This window comes from Acinetobacter sp. BD54 (assembly GCF_044778325.1).
In the GTDB taxonomy this organism is placed as follows: Bacteria; Pseudomonadota; Gammaproteobacteria; order Pseudomonadales; family Moraxellaceae; genus Acinetobacter; species Acinetobacter baumannii.
This window is the reverse complement of record NZ_JANJEP010000008.1, coordinates 87,062-100,572: the sequence shown is the minus strand read 5'-3', so window position 1 is coordinate 100,572 and position 13,511 is coordinate 87,062. Positions and strand designations below refer to the sequence as shown.

The following is a 13,511-nucleotide window of genomic DNA, read 5'->3' as shown; positions in this document are numbered from 1 at the left end:
TTATCAAAGGTCAAAAACTTGATCTTTAGTTAAAAACAGGTAAAATGCCGTTCAGATTTTCAACGGCACTTTTTAAAAAAGGAGGACATCATGCCAACACTACAAGGTAAAACACAGTAACGATTTGGCACGATGTCAGCTCACGGACAAGTGTACAAATTTAATTCACTTGTCCGAATGCTTGAATTTAAGACCTAGCATTCGCTAGGTTTTTTTATGCCTATTCGGACAATAAATAAGAGAATAATTATGGGCATACAAAAGATATTAAACGAAGAGGCACAATATGGTGTCCCCGTTAAAATTTTCACTCAAGACATAGATAGTGAAAGTATTGAACAACTCAAGAAGATGGCACAACTGCAATTTATATATTCTCATATTGCTGTTATGCCTGATGTGCATGTTGGAAAAGGTGCAACTGTAGGCAGCGTCATTCCTACTAAACATGCCATTATTCCTGCTGCAGTGGGTGTAGATATTGGCTGCGGAATGAATGCTATTCGTTTGAGCCTGAAAGCTTCACAACTTCCAGATAACTTAAGTCGCTTGCGGGACGCCATTGAACGGAAAGTGCCGGTTGGATTTGCTTTGCATAAACAAGTCAAAGCGAAAGCTTCTAGCATTATTCCACTTGAAAAACGCTTAGAACCTATTATTAAAAAGCATCCGGGTCTTGTCCGAATGCTTCGTCAGTTTGAGGCAACATGGCAAAAACAGTTGGGCACTTTAGGCGGCGGTAATCACTTTATAGAGTTATGTATTGATGAAAATCAAGATGTATGGGTGATGCTCCATTCGGGCAGCCGAGGTCTTGGTAACGTCATAGGTACTTATTTTATTGAGTTAGCCAAGAAAGAGGCACAACATCGCTTTGGGCACGTGCCTGATAAAGATTTAAGTTATTTTGCTGAAGGCTCGCAAAGCTTTAATGATTATGTAGAAGCAGTAGAGTGGGCTCAAGAATATGCTTTTGAAAATCGTAAAGAAATGATGCGATTAATATTAGAAGCAATCCGCCCTCTTCTACCTTCTTTTCAAATGACGAAAGAAGCAATCAATTGTCACCATAACTATGTGAGTCAAGAAACACACTTTGGTGAAAACCTTTTTGTTACAAGAAAAGGGGCAATTAGAGCAGGTTTAGATGAGTTAGGAATTATTCCAGGCTCTATGGGAGCACGCTCGTATATTGTTAAAGGTAAAGCAAACCCTGAATCTTTTTGTTCTTGTTCTCATGGAGCTGGCCGCAAAATGAGCCGAAGCAAAGCAAAAGTTCTTTTTAATCAGCAGGACTTGATTGAACAAACACAAGGGATTGAATGCCGTAAAGACAGTGGTGTAGTCGATGAAATTCCAAGTGCCTATAAAGATATTGATGAGGTTATAGCCAATCAGGCAGATCTCATTGAAGTCGTTCATACTCTTAAACAAGTTTTATGTATTAAAGGTTAAGACATGAAAATTAAAGAAATGCCGAAAATTAAGGTCCGTAATCAAGTAGCTCTATCCCCTCTACTTCACAAAGGTGGTATGCACGAAACAGAAAAACCTCGTGCTCAACATCGTAGAAATAGACAAGATACTAAACAGCAATTGAAGAAAGGGGTTTGGTAACTATTTTAAGTAATGATTGGAAGAGATTATGAATCAGGAGATTTACAAATGACCAAATATTTTAAAAATCGCCATAAAAAAGCGACTCTAACGAGTCGCTTTTTTACTGTTCAAGAACTCAAATTATTGAGCTGCTGCAGGAGCTGCCGCTTCTTGACCAGGTTGAACTACTACAGTACGGCTACCAGTGATTGTCGCGAATACACGACGGTTCATAGCACGACCTTCTTTAGTTTTGTTGTCAGCAATCGGTTGATCCCAAGCGAAACCTTGAGTAGACAAACGAGAAGCATCAACGTTGTATTCGTTTACAAGAGCTGATTTAACAGAGTTAGCACGAGCTAAAGATAAACGTTCGTTCAACTTACGTGGACCAGTGTTATCTGTGTGACCTTCGATACGTGCAGTAGCGTTAGGGTATTCAGATAATTTTTCAGCAACTTTAGCAATTTCTGGCTTGTATTGGTCTTTGATGTTTGATTTGTTAGTATCAAAGAATACACGAAGTTCCATGTTAAGGTCTTCAGTTAACTCTTGTGGTTGTGGAGCAACTGGAGTTGGTTCAACTGGAGCAACTTCTACTACAGGAGCAGCAGGCTTCAAGTGACCACCAAGAACTACGTTTAAGCCAGCAAGAGCTGTATAGTTCCAGAACTCTTCATCAGCATTATAAGTAGCACGAGCTTCAGTACGAAGAGATAAAGCGTCGTTTAAGCGCCAGAAAGCACCAACACCAGCGTTACCTAAAGTACCTTCTTCTGAGTTACCACGTGTACCACGGTTTACGCCATCAAAGTCGTATTTATAGTGACCAGCACCTAATAATACGTACGGCTTGATTTTGCTGTCGTAGTTTTTAGTAATTAAATCAGAAGTAACATAGAAGTTACCGTTGATTTGTTTTTGTTTATATTCAGCACCAGCAGAAGCGCCGTCTACGTCGCCTTTAACTTGGTTATATTCAGCTTCGAAACCTAACCATGGAGTTAACTCGATACCAAGAGCTGCGCCAACGAATAAATCGTCTTGTAACTCAGGACCGTTAGTTAAGTTACCATCTTTACCGCCATTGTTGTGTTGGCTGTCTTGGAAAGTGTAACCAAGCAATAATGGAGTAACTGTTACGCCAGCATTAGCAGCAGCTAATGGAGCAGCAACAAGCATAGTAGCAAGTGCAATACGACTCAATTTCATGGATATCCTCCAGAGATAACAATTGTTGTTCAAGCTCAGCCTAAATTTATTGGCCCCTGAGATATTTTTTTACCCCAGTATTATTTTTAAGCTATTCACATTTGAATCATACAAACACTTGATAGACTTTCCAAGTGCTTGATAATTTTAATCAAGTAAATTATTGACAAAATTACTTACAATTTCCGTTGTAATTCGGTAATTTTTTACCCAACTAGCAAATATGAACAACTTCTTTGTTTCGCTTGCCGTGATTTTACCAGTATTCTAGCCGACTGATAACCCTTATTTAATTTTGTGTTTCCTCATTATAAAAAATAATATAAATCATTGTCAGAAAACATAAAATTGCTCTATTTATACATATATTAAGGTTTTTTAATGTTTAAATCTCCTGGTTTTACTATAGTTGAGCTCACTATAACACTCGTAATTCTTGTGATTATGTCAGTTATAGCCATTCCTTTATACCATCAATTTATGGCATCTGTAGAATTAAAAAATACGCCGCGCATACTCACAATTCATATACAAAAAGCCAAATATGACGCAATTATTAGGCATAAGAATGTTGTTCTTTGTCCAAGTTCTGATCAATTGGTCTGCAATACGAATTGGGATAACCGCGTAATCAGCTTTGTAGATAATAACCGTAATCTACAACATGATTTAAATGAAGAATTATTGACCTCTATAGATCTTAACCATCACTACGGTTCTATGAAATTACAACGTTTTGGAAAAAAACAAAATAGTATTATTTTTCAAGGTAGTTCTGGACTACCCATCGAGTCGAATGGCAGTTTTATCTATTGTTCTTATGACCAGCTTAAAAACTTTAAATTAATTCTTAGCAAAATGGGTCATGTACGCTTAGAAGAGCTTAAAAATTGTTAGAACTCTACAGTCTAATGCAGAGGCTAACCCGTTCTTCATTTTGCAATATACTGCTTAGGTTTTAAACATTTCTTATTTTGAGATTAAGAACAATCGGAGATTACAACAATGACTGACATCGTAATTGTTAATGGTGCTCGTACTGCTATGGGTGGTTTTCAAGGATCACTATCAGGACTAACTGCTCCAGAATTAGGAGCGGTAACAATTAAAGAAGCAATCGCACGAGCAGGTTTACAGCCTACAGATGTCGAAGAAGTCATTATGGGTTGCGTACTACCAGCGGGTTTAAAGCAAGGCCCTGCTCGTCAAGCCATGCGTAAAGCAGGTTTACCTGATTCAACAGGAGCTGTAACAATTAATAAGCTTTGTGGTTCAGGTATGAAGGCGGTAATGCAAGCGGCTGATATGATTAAAGCAGGAAGTGCTGAAATTGTAGTTGCCGGTGGTATGGAGTCGATGACCAATGCGCCTTATGTCTTACCCAAAGCACGTGCGGGATACCGTATGGGCCACGGTGAAATTAAAGACCATATGTTCTTTGATGGCTTAGAAGATGCTGAAACTGGTCGTTTAATGGGTTCATTTGCTCAAGATATGGCAAATACACGTGGTTATACTCGTGAGCAAATGGATGACTTTGCAATTCGTTCTTTAAAACGTGCTCAAACTGCGATTACTGAAGGCTATTTCAAAGATGAAATTGTACCTGTTACTGTTTCTACCCGTAAAGGTGATGTCATTGTCGATCAGGATGAACAACCCTTAAATGCCAAGATTGATAAAATCCCATCACTTAAACCAGCTTTTGCAAAAGACGGTACAATTACTGCTGCAAACGCGAGTTCAATTTCTGATGGTGCTTCTGCACTAGTTTTAACATCGAGTGAAGTTGCAGCACAGCGCGGCTTACAACCACTTGCAAAAATCATAGCCACTGCGTCAAATTCTCAACATCCTTCAGAATTTACAATTGCTCCTGTTGGCGCTATTGAAAAAGTACTTAAAAAAGCAGGTTGGAATGCTCAGGACGTTGACCTTTGGGAAATTAATGAAGCATTTGCGATGGTTACAATGTGCCCAATTGATGATTTCAAACTTGATCCAGAAAAAGTCAATATTTATGGTGGAGCATGTGCACTTGGTCATCCTGTAGGATCGACAGGCTCTCGTATTATTCTTACGCTTATTCATGCGCTTAAACGTACTGGTGGTAAAAAGGGTGTCGCTGCTCTTTGCATCGGCGGTGGTGAAGCAACAGCTGTTGCCATCGAAATTCTTTAATTAAAGCTTTTTTTTAAAATCCCACTTCGGTGGGATTTTTTATGAAAAAACTACAAAAAATGACCCACAAAATCTCTTTTCCGTTTTAACTTATTCTTCTAAATGAAAACAACAATGGACAATAACAATGCAACTCAATCACTATCTCAATTTTCAAGGCCAGGCAGAGCAAGCTTTTAATTTTTATAAATCAGTATTCGGCGGTGAATTTGCCATGCTGAGCCGCTATAGCGATATGCCGCCTCATGACGGTGTCACGTTATCGGAAGCTCAAAAAAATTTAGTGCTTCATGTTTCCCTGCCGATTAACGAATACACTGTACTCATGGCATCAGATGTCATCGATCAATTCTGTACACCAAATAGTGTATTTACTCAGGGCAATAATCATTACATTGCAATTAACCTTGAAAAAGATGAGCAAGAAAAGGCAAAGCAACTTTTTGATGCCTTATCTGTAAATGGCAAAATTGAAATGCCACTAGAAAAAACGTTCTGGGGCGCTTTATACGGTGCTTTTACTGATCAATTTGGTGTCAAGTGGATGGTTAACTGCCAGTTAGATACTTAAATCTTTAGCCCTTATAGAGATCTCAGTATTTCTATAAGGGCTTTAGACATCGATATTAGAGTATTGCGCAATAATCATTAAGCCGACTGTAATAAAACCAATCCCAATCCATCCTGCTACATCAATGTTCTGCCCAAGAAAAATCTTTGCGAGAAAAGCGGTCGCCAATACCCCCACCCCAGACCACAACACATATAAAATTCCAGCTTGCATATATTTCAAAGCAATAGCAGCGCACGCAAAAGAGATAATATACAAAATTAGAGCAATCCCCTGAGCAGTTTTATTAACTAATCCATTGCCTTTAGCCGAATAAAAGGTTGAAAGTACATCCGTCATAATAGCGAATATTAACCACCAAGCACCAGGATTTATTTTTGAAATTAAAGCGAACATTTTTATTCTTCAATTCATTTATTTAAAAAATTATTTATAAAAAAAGCTGAACCTGAGTTCAGCCTTTTCACTTAGAAGCTATTTAAGCACCAGTTTGATAACTTGCTTTTGGCACAGCTGTTGAAGCTTGATAAGGATGAGTAAAGTCTTGCAAACCAGCAGCAGCTTCTTGCACATCTTTACCTTCTTTAATGACAAAACTATCAAAACCTGAACGTTTTAAATAGTTTAAGACATCCTTAAATACATCACCTGTTGCACGTAGTTCACCTTGGAAACCTTGGCGACGTAATAATGCAGCGAATGAATAACCTCGCCCATCTCCGAAACCTGCGAACTCGATAAAAATTGCATCAAGTTCACTAAGTGGGAATGTATGATCTTCTGGTGAATCGTTCACAGTCACATACAAAGCTTTTTTACCTTGAATGTTAGCCAGTTGATCGAGCTGTGCTGTTGTTAAAACAACGTCACCTTGAGGAATCACACCATCTTCAGCAATGATTTGATAAGTATTATCTGCAATCGTGCCATCTTTATAAAGCACAGGTAGAGCTGTATTAAGCATATGCACGCTCCTTAAATGGTTGAATTCCTACACGGCGATATGTATCAACGAAACGCTCACCTTCAGTACGTAAATCAAGATACGTATTTAATACTTCTTCAATGACATCAGGCACGGCTTCTGCTGCAAATGATGGTCCTAAGATGTCACCAATTGAAGCATCATGGTCTGAATTACCACCTAATGTAATTTGATAGAACTCAGCGCCTTTTTTATCTACACCTAAAATACCGATGTTCCCCACATGGTGGTGGCCACAAGCATTCATACAGCCAGAAATATTTAAGTCTAAATGACCAAGATCATAAACTTTATCTAAATCTTCAAAACGGCGTGTAATCGCTTCAGCAATAGGAATTGATTTCGCATTTGCAAGTGAACAGAAATCACCACCCGGGCAGCTAATAATATCGGTAATAAAGCCGATATGCGCACGAGCCATGTTGTGTTGTTCAAGCGCTTGCCATACATCGAACAAATCTTTTTGAGGTACATCTGCTAAAGCAATGTTTTGTTCGTGAGTCGTACGAAGTTCACCAAACGTATATTTATCAGCGAGATCTGCAATGAAGTTCATTTCTTCAGTGGTCATATCGCCCGGTGCGATGCCTGCACGTTTTAAAGAAATCGTAACAATACGATAGCCTTTTACTTTATGTGCATGCGTATTGATATTGAACCATTGTTTGAATTTTGGATGCTCAGCAAATAAAGCTGTAAAGTCTTCATCTTCTAAATCTTGATAATCAAACGGAGTGAACTCTTCATCTAATTTTTTCAAGATTTCTGGCTGAATTTTTAATGTTTCACGTGTGTGTTCAAATTCAGCTTCAACTTTCTGTGCAAATACTTCAGGCGTTAATGCTTTAACCAAGATTTTGATACGCGCTTTATATTTATTATCACGACGGCCATGTAAGTTATAAACACGTAAAACTGCCTCTAAATAAGCAATTAAATCTTCACGTGGTAAAAACTCACGAATGACACTACCAATAATCGGAGTACGGCCTAAACCACCACCCACCATGATTTTGTAGCCCATCTCGCCTGCGTCATTACGCACGATATACACACCAATATCGTGGAATGCTGTTGCTGCACGGTCTTTTTCTTCAAGTGCAGAAACGGCAATTTTAAATTTACGTGGTAAGAATGCAAATTCCGGGTGGAATGTACTCCACTGACGAATCAATTCACATGTTGGGCGTGGATCAGCAATTTCACCAGCAACTACACCTGCATACTGGTCAGTAGTCGTGTTACGAATACAGTTACCACTGGTTTGAATGGCATGCATTTGTACAGTTGCGAGTTCAGCTAAAATTTCTGGCACATCTTCAAGTGCAGGCCAGTTTAGCTGAATATTTTGACGCGTAGATACGTGTGCATAGCCACGGTCATATTGAGTTGATACTTCAGCAATTTTACGTAATTGTTTTGAGTTCATTAAGCCATACGGCACAGCAATACGTAGCATTGGTGCATAACGTTGCACATATAAACCATTTTGCAAACGTAATGGGCGGTATTCATCTTCAGAAAGTTTGCCCGCTAAATAGCGCTCTGTCTGATCGCGGAACTGAGCAACTCGTTGATTAATCAGCTGCTGATCGAAATCGGTATATAAATACATGGCGTATGGCTAGTAGATTCATTATTAAGGCGGATAGCATAGCGAGCTTTTATTCATCAATAAAATGCTTTTTTTGCATATTTAATAACGGTTTTATTGATAAGCTTTAATCTAAATTGACATAAAAAAAGCCCAGATAAATCCGGGCTTTTTTGATAGCAAACTTTTATTTGTTATCTGGTAATGCATAAGCCACTAAATAGTCGCCCATTTTTGTACCAAATGAACCATGACCACCGGCCATAATTACAACATATTGTTTACCATTAATTTCATAAGTCATTGGTGTTGCTTGTCCACCTGCTGGTAAACGCGCTTCCCAAAGTTTCTCACCATTCGTTACGTTAAACGCACGGATGTAGTTATCTTGAGTTGCACCAACAAACATGACATTACCTGCAGTAGAAATAGAACCACCTAAACCAGGAACACCAATTTTTACAGCTGGTAACTGGAACAAGTTCGGTAAACTGTCACGAATTGTACCAATACGTTTTTTCCAAACGACTTCATGAGTTTTCAAATCTACGCCAGCAACATATCCCCAAGCAGGTTGTTTACAAGGTAAACCAAGTGGAGATAAGAATGCGCTGATTTCAACACCATAAGGTACGCCATACATTGGCTGTACACCCTGCTCAGTTCCCGCACCTTTTGCAGTTTGCGCACGGTTTGGATCAGCAGGAATTAAACGACTCACGAATGGCAGACCAATCGGGTTCATTACAGCAACTTGACGGTCAGGGTTAACTGACATACCGCCCCATTCAAAAACACCTAAGTTACCAGGGAAAACTAAAGTACCGTTTTCAGATGGTGGCGTATAAATACCATCGTAATTGAGGCGTTTGAAAGACACACGACACATAAGCTGATCAAGCATAGTGGCACCCCACATGTCTTTATCAGTTAATTTATCTTGTGGTGCCAAGTTCAAATCAGAGAATGGCTGAGTTTTTGAATAATGCTCACCTTTAGTCTGTGGTCCGCGTTTAACTGTTTGTGGAACTGGTTTCTCAGTTGCAGGAACAATTGGCTGACCATTACGACGATCAAGAACAAAGGCATTACCTGTTTTGGTCAAGACATAAATTGCTGGAACAGTTTTACCAGATTTATCTTTAATATCTGCCAAAGATGGTTGTGACGGTACGTCCATATCCCATAAATCGTGATGGGTTGTCTGGAAGTTCCAAATCAATTTACCTGTTGAAGCGTTAATCGCTAACATAGAGTTCGCATAACGTTCTTTCAACTCGGTACGGTCACCACCCCAGATATCTGGAGTACCTACACCTGTTGGAACATAAACGATATCAAGTTTGGCATCGTATGCTAAAGGTGCCCAAGCATTTGGTGAGTTATGAACAAAGGTTGTACCTTCACCTGGCATTGCATTTGGATCTGCTGCACCAGTATCAAATACCCAAAGAAGCTTACCAGTGTTTACGTCATATCCACGGATAACACCTGATGGCTCTTTATTTGAATAGTTGTCGGTAACCGAACCGGCAATAACCACTGTTGAACCAGTAACAACACCTGGAGATGTTGGGTTATAACCACCTGGATAAGCATATGGCATGAATTCTTGTAAATTCACTTCACCATTTTGACCAAAGTCAGTACATGCTTTACCTGTGTCAGCATTTACAGCAACTAAACGTCCATCATTGACTGGAACAAAGACTTTACGTGGACATTGAGTTGAAGTCGACTTTTTAGTTTGTAAGCTTGTCGCAAATTCAGTTGTGTTGTTTGCATCGTAATACATTACACCACGACAAGTTAAATGCTGGAACGATTTATCCGTTTTAAGCTTCGGATCAAAACGCCATTTTTCTTTACCTGTAGCTGGGTCAATCGCAATTAATTGCTGGTGAGCCGTACAGATAAACATGTTATTACCAATTTTAATTGGTGTAACCTGATTGGTTGTTTCGCCAGAGTCATTATCTGTTTTGAAATCACCAGTACGGAATGTCCAAGCAACTTTCAGATCTTTTACGTTCTGGTCATTAATCTGTTTCAATGGAGAATAACGTTCACCAGCTTGAGTACGACCATAAGCAGGCCAGTCGCTCTCTGCAACGCCCGGAACGGCTTGAGCAGTTTCTGGTTGAGGTGTCTTGATTTCACCATTAATTTCTTGCGGATCATTGAAGATAGAATAAACCATCAACACGATTGCAATTGCTAAAGTTGAAGATAAGGCAACTTTACTTGATCCAAGGTTGTTGATTCCACGAGTTACAGCCGGAACCAATAACCATAAACCAAGAATACCTAAAATATCTAAACGTGGTGCAAGCGCCCAAAAGTCTGTTCCAACTTCCCAGACACTCCAGATAATAGTACCTAGCATTAATGCGGCATAAACCCACAAAGCAGCAGAAGCGCGCTTGTAGAGTTGCCATGCAACAATGAGAAGTAAGACTCCAGCTACAATATAGTAAATTGAACCGCCTAGTGTAGCGAGCCAAATACCTCCAATTAGCAGGAATAACGCCAATAACCCAATAATAATTACGGTAAAAGTCGTTAAACCTGATCTTGAAGAAGGTTGATTCATAAACCACCTCTTATCAATCATCATTTTTATCGGAAAGATGTGCCAAAAAACTTATAGAAAAATGACATCACCAATACGTCTAAAACAAAATTCAGGCATAAAGAAAAAAACGGAAGGTCAGGATACTTCAATCAATGATTTAGCCCTCGACAATCCGTTTTCGGAATAATTACTTAGAATGCAGTTGAGAACTTAATACCGCCTACCCAAGTGTTATCACCATTTTTTAATGCACCAACATGACGAACATATTGCACATTTGGACGAATAGTTAGCCAGTTAGTGGCATGAATACCATAGTAAAGCTCGGTATTATATTCGGTGTCGTATTCTTTGGCTTGAACATCGTTCCAATCATCATTGATATGGATACGAGCAACACCAAGTGCCAACTCATCTTGAGGACGTTGATTGAGCAAACCTTTATAGACTAAGCCTATATTTTGCATGTTATCAACTTTGTTGGTATCTGAATCGTGGAAAGTCAGGTTCACAAACCCTGTTAAACCACGGTCAGTTTGATCAGCTGGCTGGAATAATTTCTGTTTTGCAGTTACCCAAACACCTTGCTTATGAGATGTTTTAGTTGAATCTGCAATTTCTTTGGCATCGGCAGTACTATAGTAATAACCTAAACGGTATTCACCAGGCATGCTTTGCACACCTAATTTAGGTGACCAAACTACTTCTGCTGGAATAATTGCACCGTGAGAACCATCTGTACTTAGGTTGAAGCCTTTGCCACGTTCCAAGTTTTCAGGGTTATATTCATATACACCCACTTGTGTATATAAATCAGGTTGCAAGTTATATTTGACACGCATTGCCCATTGGCTAACTGGCCAGTTATACCACTGATCGCCTACCCAGTTACCCACTTGTGAACCACAAAGTGCCAAGTTCTGGAAATCACAGTCAAAACTATTAAAGTCTTCACCCTCACCAAAACGGCCCACTTTAACATCTAACTTCTGATCAAGGAATTTTTTCTTGATCCATAAATCTGTTAAACGCCAAGTTTGTTCACGGCCCCACACTTCTTGAACAGAACTTTGGTGCCCAGCCAATGCTGGAGAATGTTCAGAAAGCGATTGCCCATCACGATAAGTTAATGTGATTTGAGCTTCTGTATCTTGCCACCCTAAAATTTTACCTAGGTCCAAATGAGAACCTAAAGCAAGTTGCCCTGTATAAGCACTACCGTGTGTAGATGTTTGTTTGGAATCTAAAATACCGGCATATTCACCGGTATATCCAAAAGAAAAATCATAACCTTGTGCTTGCAACGCTGTACGTTGCCCGTTCCAATCACCCAACATCCAAGAACCATTTGGGTCAAATGCAGCAGCAGCTTGTGCATGCTGAACAAAAAGAGTAATTGATAAAACGGATAAACAGGAAACCATCAAAGATTTATGCGTTTTCATGTTTACGAACCTTTTATGTCTTTGTTTATAAAGGTTACGCTAATTTTATGTAAAGAAATTATTCAAAATGTTAATCAATTGATTATTCAGATAATAATTTCAATACATACTGTATAAGAAATAGCCCCTTAACCTCACCACTGCCCTTCGCCAAGTTTTTGACCTACAAAGGAATATCGCATTTGCGAACGTGAAAACTTAATTGGGCATGCAATTTGTGGTTCTGTATCTGGCGTATTATTTTGCAAAGGAACATTCACAATCCATCCACGTTGTTGTGCTAACGGTGAATTTAAAGCCTCACTTAAACTCAATACGGGTTCCACACAAACATCGAGATTTGCAAAAATTTCATGCCATTCTTTAAATGTTTTGGCTTTAATTTTTTCTTGAATGGCTTGCTTAACTTCCTGTCGATCTTGCACATCTAATGATGCACCTTTTTGTAATAATACAGGTAAATCTAGTGCTGCAGACAAACCTGCCATAAATTGTGGTTCAAGGCTACCGATAGAAAGATAACGGCCATCTTGCGTCATATAATAGTCATAGAAAATCCCCCCATTGAGCATCCCCTGCTCGGGAGCCTGTTCAACTTGTGCGGCAAGCGTGGCTGAAGCTGCCATACTATTTAGACTTGCAACACAATCCGTCATGGAAATATCAATATATTGACCTATACCGCTACGGCTGCGTTCAACTACAGCAGCCAAGATCGCAATGACTGCATGTAATGAACCACCAGCAATATCGGCAACCTGAATACCAAGCGGTGGCGGACCGCTATCTTGTCGGCCACTATACCCAGCAATACCAGCTAAAGCTAAATAATTAATGTCGTGCCCAGCCCTGTCTTTATAACTTCCAGTTTGGCCATAACCTGTAATTGAACAATAAATTAAACGCGGGTTAATTTCTGCAAGGGTGGCATAGTCCAGCCCTAAACGGCGCATGACATCTGGCCGAAACTGCTCAATCACAATATCAAACTCAGAAATCTTGGCTTTAATCAGATCAATACTTGCAGCATCTTTTAAGTCGAGAACAATCGACTGCTTATTTCGATTTAGATAACTATGCGCAGTCGCCTGTCCATTTGCATAGGGCGGCATAATCCGAATGAGATCTGGACGTGATGGAGATTCAATATGGATGACTTCTGCCCCCATATCGGCTAAATACATTGTGGCGAAAGGTCCAGGTAAGAGCGTCGAGAAATCGAGAACTTTAAGTCCATTTAATGCAGTCGTCATCGTTTTTTTTAACCACTATTATTCGAATTTTCTTTTATATTAGTTAAGCAAATATTCTAAAACAATGTCATGTTCAGCCATTTACCTTGATCATTT

12 protein-coding genes are annotated in these 13,511 nt (G+C 39.3%); 5 read left to right on the top strand and 7 right to left on the bottom strand.

What is annotated here, in order from left to right:
* Nucleotides 1–249: 249 nt before the first annotated feature.
* Nucleotides 250–1,455, top strand: a complete 1,206-nt coding sequence (locus NQ782_RS13975) for an RtcB family protein (RefSeq protein ID WP_000512701.1) — start codon at nt 250–252, stop codon at nt 1,453–1,455.
* An 18-nt stretch (nt 1,456–1,473) separates the two neighbouring features.
* Nucleotides 1,474–1,617 carry a hypothetical protein gene (locus NQ782_RS13970; protein WP_162138624.1) on the top strand — a complete coding sequence of 48 codons (144 nt, stop codon included), beginning with the start codon at nt 1,474–1,476 and terminating at the stop codon, nt 1,615–1,617.
* Between the two features lie 123 nt (nt 1,618–1,740).
* Here the strand turns inward: NQ782_RS13970 and omp38 are convergent, their stop codons facing one another.
* Nucleotides 1,741–2,811: an outer membrane protein Omp38 gene (gene omp38, locus NQ782_RS13965; RefSeq protein ID WP_000777877.1), complete on the bottom strand. Its 1,071-nt coding sequence runs from the start codon at nt 2,809–2,811 to the stop codon at nt 1,741–1,743.
* A gap of 381 nt (nt 2,812–3,192) precedes the next feature.
* Between omp38 and NQ782_RS13960 the strand changes: the two genes are divergently transcribed.
* The 3 genes from NQ782_RS13960 (at nt 3,193) to NQ782_RS13950 (ending at nt 5,563) form a co-directional block, all read left to right on the top strand.
* Nucleotides 3,193–3,708: a GspH/FimT family pseudopilin gene (locus NQ782_RS13960; RefSeq protein WP_000477151.1), complete on the top strand. Its 516-nt coding sequence runs from the start codon at nt 3,193–3,195 to the stop codon at nt 3,706–3,708.
* A gap of 108 nt (nt 3,709–3,816) precedes the next feature.
* A complete protein-coding gene (locus NQ782_RS13955) occupies nt 3,817–4,992 on the top strand; it encodes a thiolase family protein (RefSeq protein ID WP_086231158.1) in 1,176 nt (391 codons plus the stop codon).
* Between the two features lie 127 nt (nt 4,993–5,119).
* Nucleotides 5,120–5,563, top strand: a complete 444-nt coding sequence (locus NQ782_RS13950) for a VOC family protein (RefSeq protein WP_001176580.1) — start codon at nt 5,120–5,122, stop codon at nt 5,561–5,563.
* A gap of 42 nt (nt 5,564–5,605) precedes the next feature.
* On the opposite strand, the gene NQ782_RS13945 is transcribed toward NQ782_RS13950, so the two are convergent.
* The 6 genes from NQ782_RS13945 to NQ782_RS13920 all read right to left on the bottom strand — a co-directional run bounded on the left by NQ782_RS13945 (nt 5,606) and on the right by NQ782_RS13920 (nt 13,415).
* Nucleotides 5,606–5,959, bottom strand: coding sequence for a multidrug efflux SMR transporter (locus tag NQ782_RS13945; protein WP_033851874.1), 354 nt, complete (start codon nt 5,957–5,959; stop codon nt 5,606–5,608).
* An 82-nt stretch (nt 5,960–6,041) separates the two neighbouring features.
* Nucleotides 6,042–6,527 carry a DUF934 domain-containing protein gene (locus NQ782_RS13940; RefSeq protein ID WP_000935247.1) on the bottom strand — a complete coding sequence of 162 codons (486 nt, stop codon included), beginning with the start codon at nt 6,525–6,527 and terminating at the stop codon, nt 6,042–6,044.
* Complete coding sequence (locus NQ782_RS13935; RefSeq protein ID WP_000281761.1) at nt 6,520–8,163, bottom strand: nitrite/sulfite reductase; 1,644 nt, start codon at nt 8,161–8,163, stop codon at nt 6,520–6,522. Before NQ782_RS13935 ends, NQ782_RS13940 begins: the two co-directional genes overlap by 8 nt.
* Before the next feature lie 166 nt (nt 8,164–8,329).
* Nucleotides 8,330–10,735: a glucose/quinate/shikimate family membrane-bound PQQ-dependent dehydrogenase gene (locus NQ782_RS13930; protein ID WP_057093883.1), complete on the bottom strand. Its 2,406-nt coding sequence runs from the start codon at nt 10,733–10,735 to the stop codon at nt 8,330–8,332.
* Between the two features lie 173 nt (nt 10,736–10,908).
* Nucleotides 10,909–12,141: a carbohydrate porin gene (locus NQ782_RS13925; protein ID WP_002001352.1), complete on the bottom strand. Its 1,233-nt coding sequence runs from the start codon at nt 12,139–12,141 to the stop codon at nt 10,909–10,911.
* A 155-nt stretch (nt 12,142–12,296) separates the two neighbouring features.
* Entirely contained in the window at nt 12,297–13,415 is a 1,119-nt protein-coding gene (locus NQ782_RS13920) for a CaiB/BaiF CoA-transferase family protein (RefSeq protein WP_000205326.1), read from the bottom strand.
* Nucleotides 13,416–13,511 lie beyond the last annotated feature (96 nt).

What these genes read in the sequence shown, in the direction of transcription:
- NQ782_RS13975 (WP_000512701.1), top strand. Translation starts at nt 250, where the DNA reads ATGGGCATACAAAAGATATTAAACGAAGAGGCACAATATGGTGTCCCC.
- NQ782_RS13970 (WP_162138624.1), top strand. Translation starts at nt 1,474, where the DNA reads ATGCCGAAAATTAAGGTCCGTAATCAAGTAGCTCTATCCCCTCTACTT.
- omp38 (WP_000777877.1), bottom strand. Translation starts at nt 2,811, where the DNA reads ATGAAATTGAGTCGTATTGCACTTGCTACTATGCTTGTTGCTGCTCCA.
- NQ782_RS13960 (WP_000477151.1), top strand. Translation starts at nt 3,193, where the DNA reads ATGTTTAAATCTCCTGGTTTTACTATAGTTGAGCTCACTATAACACTC.
- NQ782_RS13955 (WP_086231158.1), top strand. Translation starts at nt 3,817, where the DNA reads ATGACTGACATCGTAATTGTTAATGGTGCTCGTACTGCTATGGGTGGT.
- NQ782_RS13950 (WP_001176580.1), top strand. Translation starts at nt 5,120, where the DNA reads ATGCAACTCAATCACTATCTCAATTTTCAAGGCCAGGCAGAGCAAGCT.
- NQ782_RS13945 (WP_033851874.1), bottom strand. Translation starts at nt 5,959, where the DNA reads ATGTTCGCTTTAATTTCAAAAATAAATCCTGGTGCTTGGTGGTTAATA.
- NQ782_RS13940 (WP_000935247.1), bottom strand. Translation starts at nt 6,527, where the DNA reads ATGCTTAATACAGCTCTACCTGTGCTTTATAAAGATGGCACGATTGCA.
- NQ782_RS13935 (WP_000281761.1), bottom strand. Translation starts at nt 8,163, where the DNA reads ATGTATTTATATACCGATTTCGATCAGCAGCTGATTAATCAACGAGTT.
- NQ782_RS13930 (WP_057093883.1), bottom strand. Translation starts at nt 10,735, where the DNA reads ATGAATCAACCTTCTTCAAGATCAGGTTTAACGACTTTTACCGTAATT.
- NQ782_RS13925 (WP_002001352.1), bottom strand. Translation starts at nt 12,141, where the DNA reads ATGGTTTCCTGTTTATCCGTTTTATCAATTACTCTTTTTGTTCAGCAT.
- NQ782_RS13920 (WP_000205326.1), bottom strand. Translation starts at nt 13,415, where the DNA reads ATGACGACTGCATTAAATGGACTTAAAGTTCTCGATTTCTCGACGCTC.